The following is a 22,773-nucleotide window of genomic DNA, read 5'->3' on the forward strand; positions in this document are numbered from 1 at the left end:
GTAAATTCTCCGCTAACACTTGGACTTTTAAGCTTGTATTTAATAGTGGTCAAAACAAGAGAACAGAGTCTTTCAGATTTAGCACAAAGAATAGAACTTTTACTTGCCAAAAGAGAAGAAATCAACCAAGAAATCTCTACTCTTAAGAAGAGTGATGTAGCTGTAAATGGTTGTTGGATTGTTCGTTACCGCGCCAAAGGTAAGGGCGGAGCTTATTGGTATTACAAGTGGCAATCATCTGAACCTATCTTTGTTACCAAAAATGGTAACAAAAGTTGTCATCAATATATTGGTAAAGCAGGTAGTCCAGCTTTCTTAAAGGCAGTTGAGATGATGAAAAATCGGACAAAAATCGAGGCGTTAAACCAGGTGCTTCATACACTAGAGCTAGGACTAAATGACCTAGTTGAAGAAGCTACAAGATATCAGAAATCTGATGAGAGTTAAAATTTATCTTAGTCAGAGCTTGGTTAGCTGATTATATCCGCTAACTATTTTCTCTTCCCCACACTTTTTTTCGTTCACCCCGGAAAAGATGCCTCGGAGCAACCAGCAGCTTCTGGTTGTGTTGCAAAAATTACTGAGGATATGAAGACCCTGTTGGAGAGCCAAACCAATTCAAAATTCAAAATTACGCCTAATGTGAATTAGAAAAAAAGGCAGGAGAAGTAAGAAGATGAAAGTTACCAGCTTTTCAACTCAGACTTCCCCCATGACTAGCATAGACTTTGAAATGCTAATCACAACAATGTTTATCATAGTAGATGATTGGTATGAAAAGCAAGTAAAAAGCACAAGACTGTTAAAAATTAGATTCAGAGAAAAAACATGAAAAAACTAACAATTGAAATCATAGAAGAATCACAATATCGTGGCATTTGTGATTCCTCAGCCGGAGTTGCTCTTGCAAACAAGGATCAATTTGTCGTTGCTAATGATGAAGACAACCTCTTGCGAGCCTATCAGTATGCTAACAATAGCAGTGGAAAGACTATAGTCGATCTCGGACAATTGCTTACAACACCTACCAAACTAGAAATGGATATCGAAGGTTCAGCGACTATCGATAATGTCGTCTACTGGATTACTTCTCATGCCCGAAATAGTCAGGGTAAATTAAGACCTACACGGCATAACTTTTTAGCCGTTAAATTTACCGTGACTGGTGAAGAAGTTAATGTCTTGCGAGTTGGACATTCTTACAGAAATCTACTCGGTGATATGCTCATAAAAAATAGACAGATCAAGAGATATCTTGAATCAGCAGAACTCCTGGCTCCAGAAGCAGAAGGTGGATTAAATATTGAGGGACTTTGTTCGACTCCCAATAAAGAGTTATATATTGGTTTTCGCAACCCAATTCCAGACCAAAAATCCTTATTAATTCCCTTAAAAAACCCGGCTGATTTGGTAAATAAAGCAGGAGTATCTGCTGATTTTGGTGAGCCTATTCTTTTGGATTTAGGAGGACGGGGTATTCGCAGCATCGAATATTGTGAAGCACATAAGATTTATTTAATTATTGCCGGAGCTTTCGATGATGTTTCTAATTTTGCCTTATACCAATGGTCAGGTAATGTAGAGGAAAATCCGGAATTAATTGACTTCACTTTTCCTGAAGATTTTCGTCCAGAGTCTCTTTTCTTTTATCCTGATCGAGAAGACGAATTGCAGATCATGAGTGATGATGGAGGGGCAAAACGAGATGGAGTCACTCAATGCAAAGATTTAGAAAATGATAGTGACAAGTTTTTCCGCAGTATCCGAGTCAAGATCGTAAAATCGCCTTTGTATAGCAATGGAGAAATTTTGGTTGCTAAGGAAACCGATGGTGCTGAAAAGCAGATATCATAGGCACTTCAACAATCAGTATCAATTCAGCCTACTCTGATATTTGAAGGGGTTAACTGTCCCACTTTTGATTTTTAATCCGCCTTCGGCGGAACTGGTTTGTTATTTCCCCCATCATCCTCTAGCAACAAACTGCCATCTTCTAAACCATGTCCGCAGAAATGAACAATTTGAGGACGTTCTTATGCGATCGCACGACGAATATCGGCTGGACGTGGGGACTTGCAAACCAACGGCGCGATCACACTCCCAAAAAGTTCAACGAGCTATATCCTCTAGGGTAGAACATAACTTGATGGTAGTAACCTGCGATCGCACTGATAGCAATTCTCATTTGCATACACCACACCATAGGCGGTTAACCTAAGCCAGGAAATAAAATTACAAATAAAAGTATTAGACCTCTACGAACGGTTTAATAAAGAGTTAGATGAAATACTTTGAACGATGTGGACTTTCGGAATCGAGTTAAAGGTGCAATTACCCAAACACTTATCAAAGCTCTCTTAGAGGATGCGGGATATCGAGTTATTCCGCTGGGAGTTGAAGAGATAATCAGGGAAGTCAAAAACCTTTCGATGGAAGAATATATTGAGTTAGGTTTATCTAAGAAATTGAGAAGCCTACCAGACTTCCTTATTACTGATTATTCATTTCAAAAAAGTTGGTTGGTGGAGGTGAAATATCGGAAGCGTTGGAACAAGAGTGTTAAGCAGGATCTAGGTCAGCAAATTCGAGAGCAAGTCAAAATCTGGCAGCCTCTTTATTTAGTGGTTTTCCTAGGGTCATCAGTAGATCCGCGCAATGACACCCCCGCCAACAGAATCGGTGCTATAAAATTAGTCTCTAGTAACAACCACCTATGTTGTTGCTCACGCAGAAAGCGTAAGTTTTTCTCTAAAGAGTTTGAAGAATACAATATGCCTTGGGAAGAGATAACGTGGAAGAATTTCCGCAGGATTCAAGACATATTCCCCAATCTGAGCGAGCGGTGGGAAGATTCAACGTTGATTCAGTCGCTAGAGATTTTGAAAGCACTGGAAGAGCTAGACCTTTTTGAGTGATGAGTAGTTGGATACCTAAGTGGATGTCTAAGCCAGGAAGTCACCCCCCAACTTAGGCATCCACTTAGTTCGTGGGGCCTTCGATCCTTTTTTAGGGATCGCCCACGTCTTGCAGCAGCAATCGCTCTTTTTATACGCTTCCTTCAGAGGGAACTCTTAACGGGGAACTCTTAACAGGTAAACCCACCCTTAAAAGTGTGGGATTGAAATAAGGACGCTTTGTTTTTCGGGCTTCGCCTCTCAAAACTATGCTAAACTCACAAGTTTTTCTCGTCGGCAATTAATTGTGCAACCAATGCTCATACCCGATTGCACTAAGGTGTGAACAAAGCAATGGTTCACTGGATTAATAAACTCAAACAAACGAGAGTTGTGTTGGAACCTTAGGTAAGGAGAGAAAGCCACTTGAGTAATGAAGTCAAATACCAAACCACTTTGGAAAATGTCGATTGGCAACACATGAAATCGACATTAGCTGCCGATTGCTTCGATAATGGACGAACCCCAAGACAACTTCGAGAATCCTTTAAAAATAGCTATGCCACTGTCATTGCCTATGCTGACGAGCGCATCATCGGTACTGCCCGAGTACTCTCTGATGGTATTTGCAACGCTTACATTGTCGATGTCTGGACTCTAACAAAATACCGTAGACGTGGAATCGCGACCACCATGATCAAGATGCTTTTAGCAAAGCTTGAAGGACAGCATGTTTACTTGTTCACGGATGATGCGATCGAATTTTACGAACAACTCGGCTTTAAACCTCAACCAATTGGGCTTGCCCTGGTGGTAGGGCAATGGTTACGAGGAAATGCCTAAGATGACATCGGCTAGCTTTGTTAACACACCCTCTTTAGTCAAGGCATATTAAAATAATTATTTTAATAATTCTTTACAACTTTGAATTGAATTGACCATCCTCATCAATGGCAGACCGATCTGATCTGCTCGGATACTTACCCCAGAGATTGACAAGACAGGCTTGCAGTTTAATCAGTTTAATCAGCTTTATTCCCTTTTAACACTTGATCTAACAGGTTTCTAGCAGCTTGTGCTTTAGCCAATGCTGCTTGATGGTCACTATAGGCACGAACCAGACGTACTAGACCGTTCACACCTGTCTTGAGTTGCTCAAGCTCTTGGCCAGCAACCAATTCTCCATCAAGCATTCGCACCAGTAATGGTTTGATGTCACCGACTTCTTGTCGGACTTTTTGGAGCTTTTCTACAGTATTTAGCAGGGTCTTAAGTGAGTTCAAGATGTCATCAATATCCTGAGTATCCTCCACTGCTTCAGGAGAATCTTTGATTATGACCGTATCTTCCGTGTCTGAAACTGTAGGCAAAGCCTGAGCAGATTTTTCAGTTTTCACTCCGTTTGTTCGTGCCATTAACGTGCTGTCTTAAAAGTTTTATTTAGTTTATCGCTGATCTCAAAAACTAACACGCGATCGCACTTTCACAACTCCCTACTCAGTTAGAGTGTTCCAAAAAATAAAATGCCCAGCCCTATCAAATATATATTCACCCAACCCAAGGATTGATGAGCGTTTCGCCCTTCAGGCGAAACGCGAGGGCTGGGCATTTTATTACTGGTAGAGGCCTTAATCAACTCATCTACCTATCGGGCGCAGCCTAGCTGCCAACAGCGCGATCGCTGCAACACAACCAAAACTTTCACCGAACAAGGGAACTCTTAACGGGGAACTCTTAACAGGGTTGGTTAGTAAAAAAACTTTAGTTGTGGGTATGAAGCCCACTTTAAACAAAGAATTGTTTTGAGAAGCGAAGCCGGAAAAACAAGGCGTCCTTTTTTCAATCTCATTCTTTTAAGGATGAGTTCCCAGATGAGCTGTTCCCTCTTAAGAGTTCCCTTTGAATACTATAGCTGTTGCCAGGTAGATTAGGACATCATCTGATCATAAAACCCTGACACCAAGGGATTTTTAAGCCTGTTAAGAGTTCCCTGCTATAACCGTCATTAAAGCGGCTTAACAACGAGCGATCGAGCCAACGCTTGATTCCTCTTATGATAGAGGCTACGGAATTGGGAGCACCCTTAACAGGACTCACAATATTAGAGCCACAAGTCTTACAAACAGCAGTAGGGGGCGCAAATAATGCACATATAGGGCTGCACCAAGCTATTGACTAGCTCAAACATGCCGGGCTTCTGTGAAACTTTCAGCCACTGCACCGCACGACTCAAACGCAGTGAAGCGCAAACGTTCTACTTTTCTTCCTCCCGCTCCCTTCCCCCTTGCACCCTGCTAAGAGCTCCCCTGCTTCTTCAAGCCCTGCCCCCTGCTAAGAGCTCCCCTGCCTCTTCAAGTGTCCTGCCTCAAAAAACCAGAGTCCGCAACAGGCGTGCGATCGCGCATTCTAATGGCAGCACCCCGTTAGACCTATGCAGTCAATGGTATGACCATAACTCTAATAATTATCGGAATATTCTTATCCATCCAGCCCCAAATTTGATCTGGAATGCGTTATCAAATTTTCAACTATAAATCCGCCTCTCAACTATCAACATTAAGCCTTTCAATTTCCCATCCTCTGTAAAACTTTGGCTAGTGCGACATTTATTATCGTTATTCACAAGATTAATCATTTCCGTTGCCAATAATTTACCCGTTGCTTTATTCCAGATATTAAAAATGATGATGTTATCTCCATGTTCCCGTGCAATCGCGGTGAAATTTGTCCACGCAGGAACATCTACTGCTGCTATTTCTATTTCATCATCACTAATTACCTTACCAACAAAACTGTTAGTGACAGTTCTACCATCAGCATAATGGTAAGTATTGGTTTGTACCCATTGATTGTCAACTATATCTTGTCTAATTTCAGCTTCAAAACGTTCTGTTTGTTGACCTGTCTGCGGTGGGTCTGAGTTTCTGGCAAAGGCAGGACTGCTCTACGGCTATCGCGCCGCAACACACTGGGCGGCACGCCAACAGTTAGCTGGGTTGGGTGTTGAGGTTGGAACGGAGCGAGTCGTGATTGACCGCAATCGGATGACAGGTGGAGGGGTGACAGCAGGTATTGATTTTGGTCTAGTGCTTGCCAAAGCCCTCTACGGCGAAAAAACTGCCAAAATCATTCAACTACTAATGGAGTACGATCCCGCTCCGCCATTCGATGTCGGTTCACCCGAAAAAGCCGGATCTGAGTTGGTCAATGAGGCGATTGCCTATGCAATGGGGACGATGGGTTTAGAAGTAAAATAGGCAACTCGCCATGACTACAACTTCAGAAATCGATCGCGATCGCAGGTCTCCTGATTGGCTAGGGATCTGTTTTTATGGAACTGCAATCGTCTTTAACCTTTGCTTGGTTGTTCAGGTGATAACCTGGTCTTTGTGTTTCTATGGCTCGCACTGCCGCTATAATACGAGAGGTTAAACCGACAGGATCTTTAATCTCAACCATTATTCTTTTTTACTAAAACGTAATTTGATATAAAAAGTAGTCTAAAATCATATCCCCTACCACCATCTCAAGTTGTAGAGAGTTGCACCAAAAAACTATGGAGCGATGGCAATCTTGTGAGTGGCGATCGCCCTTAAGCAACCTGACTTGACTACAAGCCTTAAAAAAACTCTGCTCGTCAATGCAGGAGTGTTGTACCTTTTTGCGCTTCTGAGTACCTTTCGATTTTGGCAGCAAGCTGTTCTCAACAGTCAGAGTAGATGTAGCGAGCAACCCGCTTGGAGACAGAAACTGAGTGCGTTCGCACCTTGCCTGATCGTTGCCGTGACACTTTTTTCGTTCATCTTTACTGTGCTGACATCTCACTGCACAACTGATGTAATCGCACAAGCAGTCAATTATGCTCGGCGACATGCCACCAAGCCTGCCTTTCAAGCCAAGATTGCTTCAGAACAAGGCTCACAAAGAAATCTCACCTCTAATACCGTTTCACAAAAATCTTGATACACGTTGGATTTAATGTAGGGGCGTACGACGGGCAACAGTGCTCTAGCCCGCTCAAGCGTAGTGCGCTCCGCGTAGGGAGATAAATTTAAAATAAATATATCAATCATAAAAGGGGATAAAAATGACAAATGATTTCAAAAAAGAAGCTTCAGGAAAACAACAAACCTCTGTTACCAAGCGCCAAACTTTTTGGGAGGAATATGGCGGCGCACCTTTTGCCTTTATTATGAGGAATCCCAGGATAACGCCCGTCGCCCTGCTTATTTTGGCCATAGCACCGTTGGTGATTACTGCTGTTGTTCTAGTGCTGCTTTGGCTTTGGCAGTAGGTAAAAAATATCCATTCAACATTTGTAGAACTTACGCATTGACAAATTAGACAAACAATGGAGTGAAGAAAATTAGGAAATATCACAAGTTTCATTGATGTTTTCACATCGAAATTGCTTCTTCAACCAATCAGGTGTAGTGGTGTGCTCGCGCTCCCCTATAACTGGGAGATAGCCAACGCCAAGAGCTTTCACTGTCGGTTCAAGAGCGCTCGCGCCCCCCAACACCCCACAACAAAGCCAGCAGCAGCCGGCTCAGATCCCAAGGGTGCGATCGCCCACAGCGATCGCTCAATACGGTTCACCAGCCGCTTAAAGAAACCTTTGGAAACAGTGGTAGTAGTTTGAGAAGGCGATTAGCACATTAGTCTCAAGGCAGATTTTGGTTTGATTGGCTCCACACGCCAACCTTTGATGCGAGTGCTATCTTCTGCGCCTCCTCAAAAGCCAGGTGATTTGGGCAGTCCACCCCTGATTTTTGATAGTAAGCCAAGCCAGTTTTGAGCATTTCCTCTTGAAAGCTGATCTCAGGCTCTCCCTTACCATAGGCCATCACCTCTGCAACGGTGTGTTCGTCGTTGTCTTTTTCCACTGGAATGATCATCACTTGATTACTGGCAGCCGCAATCAGCGATCGCAGTTTTTCTCTGGCTGCATTGCTCAATGCTTATCCTAGCCACAATAGAAAACAGACACAGAATTTAGTCAAACCAAAAAACGCAAATATGAAAGGGGATGCCATACATCATAGCTGGCACCTCCAGTGTATTCTATTCGCGCTTACTCTACTCATCGATTCCAACTTCTGATGCTGCTCGATGCAGCATAGATTTTTGGCGATTTTGCTGTTTTTGGCGGCTTTGGCTCATTAATAAACGAGCTTGTGCATTTACCGACCGAGATTTTTGATTGTATTGAATGCCAACAGTATTGAATTTCATGTTCGCCTCTTTTTTGTTTATCGGTGTTAAATGAGGCGCGTTCCTTCGAGAAGTTTGTCTCTACTTCCGTCTGTTTTTATTCACAGATGAACGATTTATCCTTACATCTATACTTATATCCTACAGAATAATTTTTGTCACTACCCAAACATCCGTACTTTGACTGTAGAGATTTCTTCAAAGCTTGTACAATTACTTCTTACGCTGATGCGATTGCTCTCTATAAAACACTTTGCCTACAAACTCACAGATTTGTTGTGCTTTTACCCTCTAGGAGCACATGAGGGGCGATCGCTCTCCATTCTTAAAGTTGGCTTACTCGCAAGGGCGATCGCGTACCGAAAATACTGTTCGCGCTCAGAAAATATCCTACATAATGGGCATTGCCAGTGCTGAGCCAGTGCTGAGCGCGTATTGTCGTCAACTTTAGAAATCAAACTGATATTCACAATTAGGATATGGAACTTCTAAACCTGGAATAAATGGCAATAGTGCTTTATACCTGTTTTGTGTCATTCTCAGATCGTAGAAATTAGCTGTATATTCAATAAGTTCATTGATTCCATGAGTGTGGTGGCACAGCGCAAAGCTTTGCGCTGTGCTAGGCTTCGCCCCTTTTTGTAAACACTGACGCAGTGCTGCTTCATTCGCTTTTCTCAAGTCAACAAATTTACCAAATTCTTCACGTACCAACTTAACCAGATTCTTGAGTTGGGCTTTGGATGCATTGCCTAAATCTGTGGTGCGGATGACATCTGCATCAAGACCAACCCAACCGATTAGACGGCAGTAAAAGGGAACGGGCACAGCGCTTAACTCACGGACAGTGACAGCGGGCAGGTGGGGGCACCCATCCCCCACCAACGCCTACCCTTCGGGTTCGCCACTTCCCCCTATAGGCAGAAGCCCTTACGGGTTCACCAGTCGCTCATGGGGGAAACCACGGCAGGTGCTTTATGCCGGGGAACCCGTCCACCGCACTGCCTCCCCAAGACCGCGTTCCTCACCAAGACGGGGAGTGGTCTCACCACCAATTGGTGGGGGTAAAAGATAAAGAACGTAGTTTGTAAATTATTATATAATTCTTAAGTAAATGCCTATCATTTCACTTAATATTTTAAATTCCTGGCAATCGCCTTTAGAGGCATAAATTTTAATCATTCCTATTACAGCATCTCGAAAGTTAAATTCATTAATTGGGTAGAAGGCTTTTTCTAATTGCTCCCAACTTACACCTTTTAAATATTCATCATCTGTTGGTGGTTCCGGGCGATCGCTTTGACTATATTTTTCCTCTAAGAACTGCAATACTACTTTTTCAATTGCAGATTCTATTATTTCTTGCTCCCCTTCACAAAGCCAATGTCCCCAGTGTTCAAAAGTTGTGATAGCAGATTTTGCAGCAGCTTTCGCCGCCATTTTTCTTTGTTCTTCAGGTGGCACGTTCATACTCAATTTTTCGCTAGCAAATTTGTCACTCCAAGGAAATTTTTTACTACTCATAATTTCATTTTCTTTCTGGAATAGACAGAGACATCACAGCACGGCGCTTTCTCTCCTCCCCTCGGCTCTCAAGGTGCGATCGGGAGGAACGACCTGTTTTCTCAACAGACTGGTACTCGCCAAGAGTGTAATCTCTTGAAACATGAATTAGCAATGAACCTCGATACTCAGTTTTCCAGGAACGATTTTCAACATCCTTCCCGGCATGAAATATCGCCCAAGCCCACGGAGCTTTAAGTGAAATTGCCTTCATATTTTAATTTGAGTTAATATGCAGTCTAAAAGTGAGATTTATAGGAACGCCGCAATCTTTTGACTTAGGCAATTGATGCCTCCAATTCTCGTAAAAGGGAACATCGCTCAAATTCCGGGAGCATCTAAATGGTGTTGCCCGTTCTTCCTGACTCCCGCAGGGAGTTCATTGATGAACTCCCTGCGTGAGCTACTGCGAGTGAATCGTAAATCCGATCAAGCTCCTCACCAGACAAATCACTTGATAAAATCGTGCGAAAGATTACATTCAAAATCAATCAGGCGCGCGATCAATAAATTAGGGGTTCGATGCCCCTAATTTATCCCGGTTATCCATCTCCACCGGATGGGGAATTCCGCCGAACCAGTTAAAACTGAGTCTGAACTTTTTTCCACTCGTTTACTTTTTCTTCATATTCTTTCCATGCTGCGGATCTTTCCTCCTTCTTGCTTTCATCATATATGGCCCGTTCATACGCTTGTTCATACCTCCCATAAGCTTGGGAGACTTCTTTCTCAGTATTCATTTCTTCTTTGCTTCTGGTTCTGTTCATTATTTTGCTCCTTGGTTGACGCCCTTCATATTTACCAATATATACCCAGTCTATATACTTTGTCTAGACCAAAACCATAGATATATATACCAAATATAGACTAGATGATAGGGGATCTCCAAAAAATAAAAGCAAGCGCCGTATTAAATATATTTTGGCGACTCCCAAGGATGAACGGCGCTTTCGCAAAGCGGGCGCGCTTCGACGGCTGGGCATTTTATTACTTGGAAAGGCCTAGAGAGAACTATATAGACGCATATATATACCTCATGCTAGATTGTGAACAGTACAGTCTCCTCCTTTTCTAAAAAAAGGCGGAGCCTAGCACAGCACCTTTAGGGTGCTGTGCTACCACAGTTAGAAATTTGTTGGCAAGGCGCAATAATCCATAAAGGCTCCGCCTTTTTTTAGAACACGTTTATCGAAGGTACAGATTAGGTATAGATATGCCTCAAACACTAGCCACTTTCAAAATTGAAGACCAACAGTGGAACGCATTTAAGCAAGCTACAAAAGCAGATAATTCTAACGCTTCCGAGACAATCAAGGCCTTTATCCAATGGTATTTGTCTGGAAACAGATTAAATGCTGAGGTGAATGTATCTGAGATTGATATAGACCAGCGTATAGAATCGCGCCTCATACCATTAATCAATCGCATCGCAGAACTTGAGGGAAAGTTGCCAGCCTGACAGCCCCAACTGTCGGGCAACAGGACTTGGAAGCTATCAAAAATCGCATTCTCACCAACTGGCGTGTGGCGAAACGAGCAGAAACTAAGGAGCGCATCGCCCTAGCACTTGACACTTTCATTGATGAACTAGCGAACTTTCCCCTAAGCCCCCAAGCTTCTGATGTAGGCATAAGAGCCATAAGATTGCTTGTGGATTTAGCTTGTGCTGATTTCGAGCAACACAAAACCGAAAACCGCTTTTTTGAAGATTTAAACCGGATTCTGCGATTATGTGGCTACCGATTGCTTAGGGCTGAGAATGACAGATACCAAGTGGTCGATGCCGAAAAATGGGATTTGACCATCCACAAAACCAGCAGCATTTGGGGCATTGCTGAATTCCTTCGGTCGCAATCCCCCAAGCTTTGACAGGTGCGATCGCTCTTTTGGCATATCCGGTTGCTCTACTTGTTCTGAAGCGATCGCCGTTTATCATATTTCAAAAGCCCAAAACAGCGAACCAAAATGATTGAAAAACCAAAACTCCAGAAAAGGCAAGAATCACAACAACAAGAGTTGCCACTACAACCAACTCAGCATATAAGGATTGTTGACTGCAACAAACCAATCAGGCAGATTTTCTACGAGTGCTACAAGTGCCAGCAAGGCTTGCTTACCGAATGTGATAACGCTGATGACGCTGGTAAAGTAGAAGACATCGACGGCAGCGACGCAATACGCTCCAAACCAACATCTGCATCAAATCCTGCATCAAAGCCTGAGCTTTTATGAGGTCGGGTCTTGTAGTATAGGTTGGCTCGATTCTGCCCAAGTACTCTCCCGACTGCGAAAATAAAATCAACGGGATCTGCGATCGCAATAAAGCACTGAGCGCTCTTGGCTTAATTTCAACTGGCTCGAATGCCAGAATCGCCCTAGCAGCATTGAGCGGAAAGATACTTTGGCTGTAGGAATGTTCGGGATTTTCAAGATAAAGGTAGCTTGGATCTTCGGCTAAATTTATAGTTGTGTCGCTTTCAAGGTAGAGTGTCGGCAGTAGCGGTTCATGCTCTAAAAGTTTGGGAGGTTTAGGGATTTTATAATTTGATCTGAATTCCATATCTAGTTTGTGAAATATTTTTCAATTGATAAAATTGATAAAAAGGAATCAATAGTTAACATAGAGTCAAAATTCCTCTACTGATAAACCCATTTTTTTCATGCGGTTAATAATTAGCTGGCAGCGTTCAGGTTGAATTTCTACTGCATAACAAGTTTTACCTAGTTGCTCACAGGCTGCCATTGTTGTCCCAGTTCCAGCAAATGGTTCAGCAACGGTTTGGGCATGGCAGGCTTTAAGAATATCCAAGGCATAGCCAATGGGTTTACCGTAGTTACCAATAATTGGGTTTTTGTAGGGGCCAAGGATGGAAGGGAAATAGCCCCCAACTAAATCTTTATCAAAACAATGGTCTACGCCTCCATGAGTTAAAAAAGCATTGTTCCAATGCAAAATATTTGGCCCGTGCCAACTAGAAAGGGATTGAGGCTTAGAGCGAAGACAAACTACCTCATAGTAGAATTGGAGATGAGGATAGTTGCAAAGACGAATGTAATTATTACCACAGCCAGCAACTATGTAGATTACGCCTGTTTTAATTAAAGTCTCAAATTGTTGACAAGCATCCATGTCAAATGGAGGGTCTGTGAAAGTAAGATCACAGCCATGAGCAGGATAAAAATCTTCAATTTTTGTGGAGTCGGTACAAGCTAAGTAGTGCCGTCCAATTTTCCATCTGAGTTCAGTGTTCATCGGCTTTCCCCATCTGAGCCTCTTTTCACTTTTCATTCAATTGCCTCCGAATTGCCCGATCAAACCGTTCCTTAACTCGCTCATACGCTGCTTGCGACTTCACGGGTCTGGAATTTAAAACTTGCTCATAATTGCTATAGTTGTGACGCAAATAAGCAATCACACCACCAGTTTTAATAGCTTCACCATAATGCTGTGCGGCTAGTTCCTCTGGGTATTTGGGGAATTCATCTAAAACAATATCCACAACCAACGCCCAAGCTAAATCTTCCTCCTCAGCTTGTGCGATCGCTGCCATAAAAGCATCATCTTCAGCAATTTCTGATTCAAATACTTGTTTAGAATGGTGGGCAATCATGTCCCGCTTGATAACTTCACCTTGCCCCAGGTAGGCATCCAGCATTAAAGCTGCTTGATCAAAAGCGACACTGTAATAGTAGTAGCGGTCGTGTAGATTTTCTTTGAGTCCGTATAAGGGAAAATGCAGAGGTAGCCGCAGCCGCCGTCGTAGCGTGTCTGGATCTTCATTGGCGATAAAGACAACTATGCCAATCCGAGACAGCTGGCGGTTGAGTTTACTTAACTCATAGTTGTACGTATTGATTTGCAACCCCCACCTGACAGTAATTTTCCCGGCACTGCGTTCAATGCGATCGCCATCTAAAATAAATGACCAAGGTTCATATTTTTCGTTGATTTCCCACACTTCAAAGTACAGACTGCAATAGTCCACAAATGAAGGCAGTTTAATTTTCTGCCTTCCGGACTTTTCAATAAATTCTTCCTTGGTCAGCGGTCGCCATCTGAAACTACCCAAGAGACTAGGGAGGTTATAAGTTTTAATGGTCGGGGTTTCTTTACCTCCTGTAAAATCTAACACCGCCGTTTGTAAGCTGCTTGTCCCGCGAAAGGAACGGGCTTCAGCCACAATTAAATTACTGAGTCTGAATTGGGCTGCTTCTTCACTCCATTGTCTGCACTGGTCATACACTGCCCTTAAGTTTGCCCCGTAGAGTTGTTCACATTTGCTCTTGTATTCGTTAAAAGCTTCTAGATATCGCCCATTCAAATCTGGGTGACGTAATTGTTGCCCAATTACGAGTGCCTGCACTGGACTCCAGCGTTTGTAGTATTGCCCAAAGGTGTTGACCTCGGTGTGTTGTTCTCGTACTATGCGGTTGAGAGTGAGGCGGTCACAATTTACGTGTTCCACCCAGAAATCTCCGGCTAAAGCTTCACCCATCCTGGCAATGAAGTACTTAGGTACTAGAGCGTATCCCCGGTAAACTGAAAAACCGGGATGACGCCCTAGTCGTCCAAACCTTTGAACAAAGGTATTTGCGTCGTGACCTTCAAAGATTAAGAAATTAATCCTAAAATCAACTCCAACGTCAATTGTGGATGTACCAACGACAATATCTGCCGCGATCGCATCCTCTACTTGGTCTTTATCTGTAAAGCCTGTGTTTTCGCTTACAGTTAAGCCTAGTTCGCGCATCTGGGTACTCAGATATCTGCGTACTCGCTTCACGGCTGGGATAGAGTTGAGGATGATAGCGCCGCAAGAACCAGGATACTGAGTAAAAAAGTTCACAATCGAATTTATATTTTCATAAATCCACTGCTCCCCCCGCACCACGCCACTACCATTACTGTCACCTTGGGCAAGATAAAGTTGAATCGGCTGCGAAATTTGACGGTAGCCAGTTTGAGCCTCAGAGGAATAACCCACGGTGGTGGCTGGATTGATTAGTCGGTAGTTGAGTCCAGCGAGTTCTAGGCACTTAATTAAATGTCTGTTGGGGGTGGCGGAGAGGAAGATATATTTGTGCTTAATACCAACAGAGCGCATTAACAGGATGGTATTCAGTACCCCTGAAACCTGAGATGGTTGGTACAGGTGGAATTCATCAAAGATAATTGCTTGGAATCTTTGGTCGATTTGCTGCCACAAGTCTAGCCTGTCTTTACCACCGTCCTTGAGAAACTCCTTAATGTAGTTTCCCTGGTGCAAGTAGTAAAACAGGTCAGGATTGGTGAGGAGAATATCAGCATCACTCAAGTTCAAAAGTGTTTGCGCTTTACTATCCTTCGCTGCCCTGGCCCATATCTCCAAGTCCCATCCTGTCACTCTTTGAATGCGGAGTTTTTGGTTGGGGTAGCTTTGTAGCTGTCTGTGCTGATCCCGCACCAATTCATTAGTTGGGTAAAGAGCAATCACACCACCATTGGGGTATGCCCCAAATGCAGCATAACTTTTACCATCGCCCGTGACAGCAATATTGATAACAGCATCAACACTTGGGTCAGCGATCGCATCCCAGGTCGCTTGTTGGTGATAAGAATCCCCCGCCGTCGCCTCGCTGTCGGCTAGGCGGGAGTATAAAGGAAGAACGTGAATTAGCATGATCAAGCCACTACCGTACATAATGCTCCCGCTAACTGCTTGCACGGTATAACGGTGAGTAAATTTTTGAATTTAGTTCCTTAATCGAAGGTAAAGTTAAGGATACAGTAGTTCAGATGTCAGCCAATGAGGTTTTTTGTTCAGGCGTGAGACTTTGCCAATACTTTTCAGCTTCACTGTTTTCAGTTAGCTGCTGCAAGTTAATTTTGGCTTTCATCAACTGTGAATCGACATCGACATAGCATGAGCCAACTTTAAAAGTGTCGGAGGTGACAATAAAACCCCAGGATTCAAGCATTTTGGTAAGCTCTGCTTTAGTCTTTTCTCTATCCTCTTCGCTATTAGAGCAACCCATACCAAACTCATACTCAGTGGCGGCAGGACGTAAACCCGCATAGAGACGCAATTTATAGACGAAATACTCGAATTTCTCACGATGTTCATCCCTGATTTTGAGTTTTTGACTATTGTTGACTTTGTGAGAAATTAGCCCAAAATTACTCATGCAGTTTATGTGTCGTCAACCAACTCAGAAAAGAAGATTTTTCTTTTCGAAAGCATAGATTGACCGAAGAATTTAGTTAACCAAGTTTCAACATCCGAAAACCTGACTGTTTCAAGGGCATTTTTAATAACAGTTGTTGTTAGGTTCATAGTAGATAAAGAAATAGTCAGCAACATCTGACCCATCTGTTTGAGCGGGTAGCGTGCGGAGAATTGCTTATATTTACCAAAAAGTGATTCAATCACATTAGAAGTGGCTAAAAACGTTTTTTCGACACTAATTTGATAACTTTGATTGACTATCCTGCCATTTATGGCAATCTTGCTAACTTAATTGCCGTCGGAACTGGCGAATACTCAAGGTCATCAGGACTGTAGCGAAAATCAGCAGCACCAGCACTTGGGGCCATAGCGTCTCGAAACCTATTCCCTTAAGCAATACCCCGCGACAAACTTCTACAAAGTAGCGCATAGGATTTAGGTAGCTTAGCCATTGCATGAAACTAGGCATACTAGAAATTGGGCTGAGGGCTCCCGATAGCAGAACTAAAGGTGGGTTAGTAAAAAAAGCAGTTAACTGTGCTTGCTGCTCACTTTTGGCATAGCAGGCTAGTAATATGCCAATACTTATACCTACCCAGAAGTAGAGTACTCCAATGGAAAGGAACACCAGTAAACTACCTCTGATCGGCAGACCAAATACTAGCCTACCCACAAGCAGAGCAATTAAGGAATCGAAGGTCAATAGAATTATGAGTGGGCAGACTTTAGCAAGGATCACCTCTGTATTAGAGGCAGGAGTCATCATCAGCTGCTCAATAGTACCTGCGGTTTTTTCCCGCACTACTAAAGATGAGGCGACCTGGGAACCAATGACCGTAAGTACCACCCCAAACATCCCTGGCACAATGAACCAAGAACTTTCTAGTCCTGGATTGTAGAATACAGAAATTTGAATCTGAACTTGATTTTGCTGTAAAGCGATGCTGTCTGGAGCGAGGCGGTTACTAAGTTGACGCAAGTTGTAGTCACTAATTAGTTGGTTGATGTAATTAGAGGCAATATTGGCTGTGTTGGCATCCACTGCATCGTAGAGTATCTGTATTTGGACAGTGCGCTTCCGAGCAATGTCATCAGTAAATTCTGGAGGAATGGTAATGCCAACTGTAAGTCTACCGTTTGCCAAATCGTCAATCATCGCTTGTTCGGAAGTGTAGTACTGACTAACTACAAAAACATCAGTGTGGTCAAACACTTCAATGAATTCGCGCGAGGCACTACTATGACTATAATCAGTGATGCCAACTTTCAGGTTCTCAAACTCCGGATTAAGAGCTAAGCCGTACAAAACTATTAGGACAGTAGGTGGTACTAGAATAATTCTCAACAGCTCGCGGTTACGAAGAAGCTGCGCGACTTCTTTGCCAAATAAAGCCCAAAAGCGGTTGCCCAGAATATTGTTTAGTAAGTGTGCCAGCATTTTTTTCGTTGAATTTGCCTAGAAAATTAGATGTAGAGTATGGGTTTTGGGTATGGGTAAGTCAAATTTCATTCCAGGTACAGACCATCTATGTGAATTATGTGAATAATTCTTCCCCTGCTCAAATCATGCTTCCAATTGCATACGCTGCAGTTTGCGCCAACCCAGAAAGAAAAAGAAACTTGCTAGCAATGCCAAAGCTAATATCGGAAACCATACTACAGACCAACCTACACCTCGGGCAAAGGCATCACGAGTAAGCAGAATGTAGAACCGAGCGGGGATCAAGTTTGAAACGAAACGTGGTGGGGTAGGGATATTAGCTACAGGATAGATAAAACCGGACATCAGTAGTGACAACAGGAAGGCAGTGAAAGTGACAATCTGGATAACTGCACTCTGCGACTTCACATTGCTGCCGATAAATATGCCCCAGAATACACCACAAGCGATATAGAAGACTGTACCAAGCATTAGGGGTGTAGGGTTGCCAGCAAACCGAAGACCAAAAAAAGCCCAGGCTTCCAGGTTCACCAAGAATACCTCTGCCATGCCTACTAACCAATAAGCTGCTGCTTTACCGAGTAGATATTCGCTACCAGAGAGGCTGGAGGCATAAACCTGCACAATGGTACCCTGTTCCTGCTCTTTAGCTGTGGCTAGACCTGCTAGTAATGGGGGAAACAGTGTCAGAGCGATCGCCATTGCGCCTGGAGCTATATACTTCAAAGTTTCTAATCCAGGATTATACCAAAAGCGAGACTGAGCGCTTACAGCAATTGGAGAACCAGTTGAGCGCAGATTCTCCACAAAGGCATTTGTAGTTGCCTCGGCATAACCCCGTACCAAATTAGCAGTGTTAGCATCAGTACCATCTACTAAAATTTGCACAGAAGCTTCCCGTCCTCGCCGTTGCAGATCACGGGAAAACTCTGGGGGGATAATTAACCCTGCTGAAATCTTGCTTTGATCCAGTAGTCGAGGCACATTCACTGCTGGTTCTTCAGCAATAATTTTGAACTGGGTAGTCCGCTCAAATGTGGCGATGTATTCACGGCTAGTAGGAGTACGGTCAAGGTCTTGGATAGCAAAGTTAATGCTATCCACTTCTAGTGATACGGCAAAGCCAAATAGCAATAGCAGTACCATCGGCATACCCAAAGCCAGTGTTAAAGTCAGGCGATCGCGTCCAAGTTGTATGAGTTCTTTAAGGGCCTGGGCAATGATAAGTTTTGATCGAACCATCATAACAAGCCATCCTCCTAATCAACAGGCACGTGCAGGCTCCGCTGCCGCGCCTGATCTACTATGCTAATGAACACATTTTCTAAACAGTACTCAATTTCCTAGTCAAAAGACTTCAGATTGACTGAAGGAAAGGTTTGACTGCTGGCAGATGTTGATTTTTGGTTCTCCTCTGCATACCATTTTGTACAATCCTGTCACTGAGATTCCGCAAGTGAAATCTTGGCTGTCGGAGGCAGGAGTTACAGTTCACAGCCACTTAACCTACTCCGCCTGGAAAATTACTTACCTGTTGTCTGTAAGTTTTTGCTAATGCTAAGGTTTTGTTTTTACACCAACAGATCCATTGACCAAGGTCTGACATGCCAAACGGTATGTTTCAGGTTTTTTCTTCAGCATGTAGTTTTCTACTTCCGTCCGGTGTGAAAGATTTTCCATCCCCTCGACAATTTCTACAATACAGGTGCCACACTGACCAAGACCCCCACAGTTCATTAGTTTTCCCCTTAGCTTATAGAGATCGATGTGATTTTCTAGGGCTTTTAGCCTCAAATTAGCTCCGGGAGCTGTCACTACTTCCTGATTTTCTTTCACAAATTTTATAGTACCCATTTGCTATTCCTCGTTTGATCGATCACCTGTTGCTTAGCTGTGGTCACATCTGCTCACAGGTGTAGTCATAAAAGAGAAAGAGTGAGCCAAAAGTCTCATTTGAACGTAATGAATTAGCTTTTTCTCCCTTGTCCTCCTTATCTTCCTTGTCTTTACTTATCGCTTTTCGGGCATTTTTGTAAAAACCTACACTTGTCAACCCTCTCTCCCACTCCCTACCCCCTACTCCCTTTCTAATCAACTGGTACATCTAAACCGCGTTGTCGCGCTTGCTCTACAACGTTGATAAATACATCCTCCAGAGAAAATTCAATCTCTCGATAACTTTGCACTTTTATTCCCGCTTTTTTCAACCAATTTTCTACTTGGGGTATTTGAGTAAGCGGTTCGTCTAAAACAGTGTGCAGGCGTGAACCAAAAATTGATACCCGTCGGCGTTCTAACTTCTCTTTGAGCAAATTCGAAGCTTTTTGCAAGAGGTCACATTCCCATTCCACTAACTGCCCTGGCTGTTCTTCCTTGACTTGGCGCGGGGTTCCCTGAGCTACCAATTCTCCTGCTACCATGAACCCCAAGCGGTGGCACTGTTCGGCTTCTTCTAAGTAATGAGTAGTTACCAATATTGCCATACCTTCACGAGCAAACTCGTTAATCCAGCGCCAAAATTGTCTTCTTGCCAAGGGGTCTACACCAGATGTCGGCTCGTCAAGAAACACTACTTTGGGTTCGTGCATCACTGCTGCACCAAAAGCTACCCGTTGCTTCCAACCCCCCGGTAAGTCTCCAGTCAGTCTATCTTCTTGACCTACTAAGCCACTCATTTGCAGTACCCAATTTTTCTTAGCGCGGCGATCGCGATAGGGTATGCCATAAACACCGCAGTAAAATTCTAGGTTTTGTCCTATCGTCAGGTCATCGTAGAGAGTAAATTTTTGCGACATATAACCGATTTTTTGTCGAACTTTGGTGCTACGCAATTGACCTGTTTCTCCTGCTAGCATTACTTGTCCGGAACTAGCTGTTAACAATCCACACAGCATTTTAATGGTGGTTGTTTTTCCAGCACCGTTCGCCCCTAACAAACCAAAAACTTCACCGTATTTAATGTCTAAATTGATACTTTTAACTGCGTGAAAATTGCCAAAAACTTTAGTTAAATTTTCAGCACCAATTGCTGTTCCTGAAGTTTGTTCTGGGCGGTAAATTCGTGGGTAATTAGTTGCCGAATTTTCGCATTTAAGCTCTCGCAATCGGGCAACAAAAGTATTCTCTAAAGTTGGGATATCGGTGGCAAATTTTTCTAGTTGAATTTGTTGCTGTTCTAAAATGCGGCGAATTCTATTACTACTTTCTTTGGGTTGATCTGTGAGTACATCTAAGCGATCGCCAAAGCGCTGCACATCTTCCACTAAATCCTGTACATCGGGGTTATTCTTCAAAATTTCCTCGGCTTTGTCTAGCTGGGTAACAGGTAGGTAAACTTCTAACCGTTGCACACCCAAACTCGCCTTCACCTTGGCGGGTGTGTCACACTGTTGGATTTTCCCCTCATACATCAAAGCTATGCGGGAACAGCGTTCGGCTTCATCCAAGTAGGGAGTGGCGACTACTGTTGTCATCCCTTCTGTTACGGCAAGTTCAGCTAAAATATCCCAAAATTCGCGGCGTGATACTGGATCTACTCCTGTAGTCGGTTCATCCAACAGCAAAATTTGCGGTTGATGAATAAACGCACAGCACAAGGCTAGTTTCTGCTTCATTCCCCCGGAAAGTTTCCCGGCTAGACGTTCTTTGAATTGTGCCAAGCCGAGCATTTGTAGGCAATGTTCGCTACGGGTTTTAAATGCTGCTTCACTTACTTCGCCCAAACCTGCAGCATAGCGTAGATTTTCCCAAATGCTCATGTCCTCATAGAGGCTGAAGCGTTGGGTAAGGTAGCCCATTTTCAGGCGCACATTTCTGGGGTTGGAGTTGAGTACTTCTACGATACCGCTTGTTTGTGGCATCACTCCTGAGAGAATTTGAAATGTGGTGGTTTTTCCCGCTCCGTCAGGACCGATTAAACCAAAAATCTCACCAGGATAAATATCCAAGTTGATACCTGCTACTGCTTCATAGATTTGCTTGCCGTAGCGGTGTCGGAGATCGCGGATTGAGATGATTGGGGCATGAGTATGCTTTTGGGATGCGAACGCCAAAGCAGTTGCTGTCATAAGCCAAACACCCCTAGTATAGATGACGACTTAGCTGCGGGTTTTGGTTTCTTCTGAGAGACAAGAATCCTGCCGTCAGCAGGCATTCCTGGCTTAGCCAGACCTTGGGGGTTTTTCAGCTTCAGTTCCACCCCAAACACTTGGGTGACTCGGTCTTTTTGGAAATAAATGTTTTCTGGCGTAAAGCTAGCTTTAGGATCTACCCGCGTCACCGTTGCTTCTAGCGGTTGGTTGGGGAACGAATCGAGATACACCTGTGCTGGCCGACCTAATTTGACTTGACCAATTTGACCTTCTGGAATGAAGCCGCGTAGGTACAGACTATTCAGATCTAGCAATGTCAACAGTGGCGTACCGGCTGCCAAGACCTCGCCCGGTTCTACAGAGCGCGTAATCACGTCCCCATTCATCGGACTCTTAACCACCAGGTAATTCAATTTTGCCTGAATCTCTGCTTGTGCTGCTTGAGCATTACGGACTTCTTGCTGTGCTACCCCAACATCAGTTTTGGCTTGGGCAATTTGTTTCTGAATTTGTAACGCTGCTGCCGCACGAATGGGTGTATTGCGAAGAGTCGCTTGGGCTTGAGTCAGTCTTCCCTGTGCCGATTGTACGAGTTGCCGGGCCGCAGCCACGCGAGCAGCAGCAGTTTCTGCTTTAGCATCATCCCGATCTCGTTGCTGCATTGCGATTACCCCTTGAGCATATAAGTCTGTGCTCCGCTGTTGTTCGATTTGAGCTAGCTTGAGATCTGCTTGAGCTTCAACTAACTCGGCACGGGCAGCTGCGAGTGCGTTTTTTGCCTCTGTAACTCGACCCTGGCTCTTTTGCTTTGCTTGCTGTGTGGTAAGATTGGCTTGTTCTAGCTGAGCCTGTAGAATAGGCAACTGTTGACGAGCGCGTACCAACCGTTCTTGGGCCGCACTAACTCGCGCTTTGGCTCCTCGCAGTTGAGCCTGCAAGTCGGCATCATCTATCCGTACTAAAATCTGACCAGGCTTAACAATATCTCCTTCCCTGACCGTGACTTGAGCAATTTGCCCACCAATCTTGGCGGATACATCGGTTTCATAACCTTCTATGCGCCCGCTTAAGAATAATCCTTTCGGTTCAGGCTGATAAAAAAATATCCGGTTGATTCCGTATCCTACCCCTGCTAAAAGCACAATCACTCCCAGAATAAACACTGGCTTAGGAATGCGTTGTCGAGGCTTTTGCGGTTGGGGCAGCGGGGTGGAAGGCTGCTTTTCCTGTTGCACCGCACTGCTGGAAAGTTCGCTTTGCGTTTGTGTCATGACAACTCCGCGTTGATACACCTTATAAAACCTGATAGCTGATTGATTAATCAATCAATATTTCAGCAAAAAAATATTACCTTTCAGCTTGGA

At 43.8% G+C, this 22,773-nt stretch carries 28 protein-coding genes, 1 pseudogene and 1 riboswitch; of the genes and pseudogenes, 12 read left to right on the plus strand and 17 right to left on the minus strand.

Translation table 11 applies throughout. The features are described 5' to 3' along the window. Nucleotides 1–33: 33 nt before the first annotated feature. The 5 genes from FIS9605_RS0130225 (at nt 34) to FIS9605_RS0130245 (ending at nt 3,737) form a co-directional block, all read left to right on the plus strand. Nucleotides 34–447, plus strand: coding sequence for a hypothetical protein (locus FIS9605_RS0130225; RefSeq protein WP_231510510.1), 414 nt, complete (start codon nt 34–36; stop codon nt 445–447). A 381-nt stretch (nt 448–828) separates the two neighbouring features. Next, nucleotides 829–1,854: a DUF3616 domain-containing protein gene (locus tag FIS9605_RS38695; RefSeq protein ID WP_063748491.1), complete on the plus strand. Its 1,026-nt coding sequence runs from the start codon at nt 829–831 to the stop codon at nt 1,852–1,854. A gap of 181 nt (nt 1,855–2,035) precedes the next feature. Next, nucleotides 2,036–2,218, plus strand: coding sequence for a hypothetical protein (locus FIS9605_RS43265; protein ID WP_155960580.1), 183 nt, complete (start codon nt 2,036–2,038; stop codon nt 2,216–2,218). An 82-nt stretch (nt 2,219–2,300) separates the two neighbouring features. After that, entirely contained in the window at nt 2,301–2,915 is a 615-nt protein-coding gene (locus tag FIS9605_RS40080) for a hypothetical protein (RefSeq protein WP_442854741.1), read from the plus strand. 405 nt (nt 2,916–3,320) lie between these two features. Continuing rightward, entirely contained in the window at nt 3,321–3,737 is a 417-nt protein-coding gene (locus tag FIS9605_RS0130245) for a GNAT family N-acetyltransferase (protein WP_026735909.1), read from the plus strand. A gap of 179 nt (nt 3,738–3,916) precedes the next feature. Here the strand turns inward: FIS9605_RS0130245 and FIS9605_RS0130250 are convergent, their stop codons facing one another. Next, complete coding sequence (locus tag FIS9605_RS0130250; RefSeq protein ID WP_026735910.1) at nt 3,917–4,309, minus strand: hypothetical protein; 393 nt, start codon at nt 4,307–4,309, stop codon at nt 3,917–3,919. 1,266 nt (nt 4,310–5,575) lie between these two features. Here FIS9605_RS0130250 and FIS9605_RS44460 point away from each other — a divergent pair. From FIS9605_RS44460 to FIS9605_RS43270, 3 genes and pseudogenes are all read left to right on the plus strand, one after another. Continuing rightward, nucleotides 5,576–5,716, plus strand: coding sequence for a hypothetical protein (locus FIS9605_RS44460; RefSeq protein WP_197036173.1), 141 nt, complete (start codon nt 5,576–5,578; stop codon nt 5,714–5,716). Between the two features lie 93 nt (nt 5,717–5,809). Continuing rightward, nucleotides 5,810–6,151, plus strand: a pseudogene (locus FIS9605_RS38705) (DJ-1/PfpI family protein); the annotation flags it as partial. Nucleotides 6,152–6,161: 10 nt separating this feature from the next. Beyond that, nucleotides 6,162–6,326 (plus strand): hypothetical protein, encoded by a 165-nt coding sequence (locus FIS9605_RS43270; protein ID WP_155960581.1) that lies wholly within the window; start codon nt 6,162–6,164, stop codon nt 6,324–6,326. Between the two features lie 39 nt (nt 6,327–6,365). Here the strand turns inward: FIS9605_RS43270 and FIS9605_RS43275 are convergent, their stop codons facing one another. Beyond that, nucleotides 6,366–6,767, minus strand: coding sequence for a hypothetical protein (locus tag FIS9605_RS43275; RefSeq protein ID WP_155960582.1), 402 nt, complete (start codon nt 6,765–6,767; stop codon nt 6,366–6,368). A 214-nt stretch (nt 6,768–6,981) separates the two neighbouring features. On the opposite strand from FIS9605_RS43275, the gene FIS9605_RS0130275 reads away from it, so the two are divergent. Together FIS9605_RS0130275 and FIS9605_RS0130280 are read left to right on the plus strand one after the other, a co-directional pair. Next, the gene (locus tag FIS9605_RS0130275; protein ID WP_026735912.1) at nt 6,982–7,188 is read left to right on the plus strand and encodes a hypothetical protein; all 207 of its coding nucleotides are present in this window, start codon (nt 6,982–6,984) and stop codon (nt 7,186–7,188) included. 144 nt (nt 7,189–7,332) lie between these two features. Beyond that, nucleotides 7,333–7,536, plus strand: coding sequence for a hypothetical protein (locus FIS9605_RS0130280; RefSeq protein WP_026735913.1), 204 nt, complete (start codon nt 7,333–7,335; stop codon nt 7,534–7,536). A 22-nt stretch (nt 7,537–7,558) separates the two neighbouring features. On the opposite strand, the gene FIS9605_RS0130285 is transcribed toward FIS9605_RS0130280, so the two are convergent. The 6 genes from FIS9605_RS0130285 to FIS9605_RS0130305 form a co-directional block, all read right to left on the minus strand. Further along, a complete protein-coding gene (locus tag FIS9605_RS0130285) occupies nt 7,559–7,852 on the minus strand; it encodes a thermonuclease family protein (protein WP_026735914.1) in 294 nt (97 codons plus the stop codon). Between the two features lie 121 nt (nt 7,853–7,973). Further along, entirely contained in the window at nt 7,974–8,129 is a 156-nt protein-coding gene (locus FIS9605_RS44465) for a hypothetical protein (protein WP_197036174.1), read from the minus strand. A gap of 34 nt (nt 8,130–8,163) precedes the next feature. After that, nucleotides 8,164–8,224: riboswitch (Glutamine riboswitch) on the minus strand. 331 nt (nt 8,225–8,555) lie between these two features. Next, a complete protein-coding gene (locus FIS9605_RS0130295) occupies nt 8,556–8,936 on the minus strand; it encodes a hypothetical protein (RefSeq protein WP_155960584.1) in 381 nt (126 codons plus the stop codon). Between the two features lie 267 nt (nt 8,937–9,203). Beyond that, nucleotides 9,204–9,632, minus strand: a complete 429-nt coding sequence (locus FIS9605_RS0130300; protein WP_026735916.1) for a hypothetical protein — start codon at nt 9,630–9,632, stop codon at nt 9,204–9,206. A gap of 4 nt (nt 9,633–9,636) precedes the next feature. Next, the gene (locus tag FIS9605_RS43285) at nt 9,637–9,885 is read right to left on the minus strand and encodes an ASCH domain-containing protein (protein ID WP_155960585.1); all 249 of its coding nucleotides are present in this window, start codon (nt 9,883–9,885) and stop codon (nt 9,637–9,639) included. Between the two features lie 367 nt (nt 9,886–10,252). After that, nucleotides 10,253–10,438: a hypothetical protein gene (locus FIS9605_RS0130305; RefSeq protein ID WP_026735917.1), complete on the minus strand. Its 186-nt coding sequence runs from the start codon at nt 10,436–10,438 to the stop codon at nt 10,253–10,255. A 446-nt stretch (nt 10,439–10,884) separates the two neighbouring features. Between FIS9605_RS0130305 and FIS9605_RS0130315 the strand changes: the two genes are divergently transcribed. Both FIS9605_RS0130315 and FIS9605_RS0130320 read left to right on the plus strand, forming a co-directional pair. Further along, a complete protein-coding gene (locus FIS9605_RS0130315) occupies nt 10,885–11,130 on the plus strand; it encodes a hypothetical protein (protein WP_026735919.1) in 246 nt (81 codons plus the stop codon). Nucleotides 11,131–11,156: 26 nt separating this feature from the next. Further along, on the plus strand, nt 11,157–11,540 hold the full coding sequence (locus FIS9605_RS0130320) for a hypothetical protein (RefSeq protein WP_026735920.1): 384 nt from the start codon (nt 11,157–11,159) through the stop codon (nt 11,538–11,540). 244 nt (nt 11,541–11,784) lie between these two features. On the opposite strand, the gene FIS9605_RS38710 is transcribed toward FIS9605_RS0130320, so the two are convergent. The 9 genes from FIS9605_RS38710 to FIS9605_RS0130380 form a co-directional block, all read right to left on the minus strand. Beyond that, the gene (locus FIS9605_RS38710; protein WP_035140464.1) at nt 11,785–12,231 is read right to left on the minus strand and encodes a CRISPR-associated endonuclease Cas1; all 447 of its coding nucleotides are present in this window, start codon (nt 12,229–12,231) and stop codon (nt 11,785–11,787) included. Nucleotides 12,232–12,297: 66 nt separating this feature from the next. Then, complete coding sequence (locus FIS9605_RS0130330; protein ID WP_155960587.1) at nt 12,298–12,960, minus strand: DNA methyltransferase; 663 nt, start codon at nt 12,958–12,960, stop codon at nt 12,298–12,300. After that, on the minus strand, nt 12,950–15,376 hold the full coding sequence (cas3, locus tag FIS9605_RS0130335; protein WP_197036175.1) for a type I-D CRISPR-associated helicase Cas3': 2,427 nt from the start codon (nt 15,374–15,376) through the stop codon (nt 12,950–12,952). The genes FIS9605_RS0130330 and cas3 overlap by 11 nt, the downstream gene beginning before the upstream one ends. A 67-nt stretch (nt 15,377–15,443) precedes the next feature. Next, a complete protein-coding gene (locus FIS9605_RS0130340; RefSeq protein ID WP_026735923.1) occupies nt 15,444–15,836 on the minus strand; it encodes a hypothetical protein in 393 nt (130 codons plus the stop codon). Nucleotides 15,837–16,160: 324 nt separating this feature from the next. Further along, entirely contained in the window at nt 16,161–17,315 is a 1,155-nt protein-coding gene (locus tag FIS9605_RS0130350) for an ABC transporter permease (protein WP_026735924.1), read from the minus strand. A gap of 126 nt (nt 17,316–17,441) precedes the next feature. Next, a complete protein-coding gene (locus FIS9605_RS0130355; RefSeq protein ID WP_026735925.1) occupies nt 17,442–18,563 on the minus strand; it encodes an ABC transporter permease in 1,122 nt (373 codons plus the stop codon). Between the two features lie 312 nt (nt 18,564–18,875). Continuing rightward, nucleotides 18,876–19,172 carry a 2Fe-2S iron-sulfur cluster-binding protein gene (locus tag FIS9605_RS0130365; protein WP_026735926.1) on the minus strand — a complete coding sequence of 99 codons (297 nt, stop codon included), beginning with the start codon at nt 19,170–19,172 and terminating at the stop codon, nt 18,876–18,878. 233 nt (nt 19,173–19,405) lie between these two features. Further along, nucleotides 19,406–21,385 (minus strand): ATP-binding cassette domain-containing protein, encoded by a 1,980-nt coding sequence (locus FIS9605_RS0130375; RefSeq protein ID WP_026735928.1) that lies wholly within the window; start codon nt 21,383–21,385, stop codon nt 19,406–19,408. Continuing rightward, nucleotides 21,382–22,680 (minus strand): HlyD family secretion protein, encoded by a 1,299-nt coding sequence (locus FIS9605_RS0130380; protein ID WP_026735929.1) that lies wholly within the window; start codon nt 22,678–22,680, stop codon nt 21,382–21,384. Before FIS9605_RS0130380 ends, FIS9605_RS0130375 begins: the two co-directional genes overlap by 4 nt. Between the last annotated feature and the right edge of the window lie 93 nt (nt 22,681–22,773).

The organism is Fischerella sp. PCC 9605 (genome assembly GCF_000517105.1).
Lineage (GTDB): Bacteria > Cyanobacteriota > Cyanobacteriia > Cyanobacteriales > Nostocaceae > PCC9605.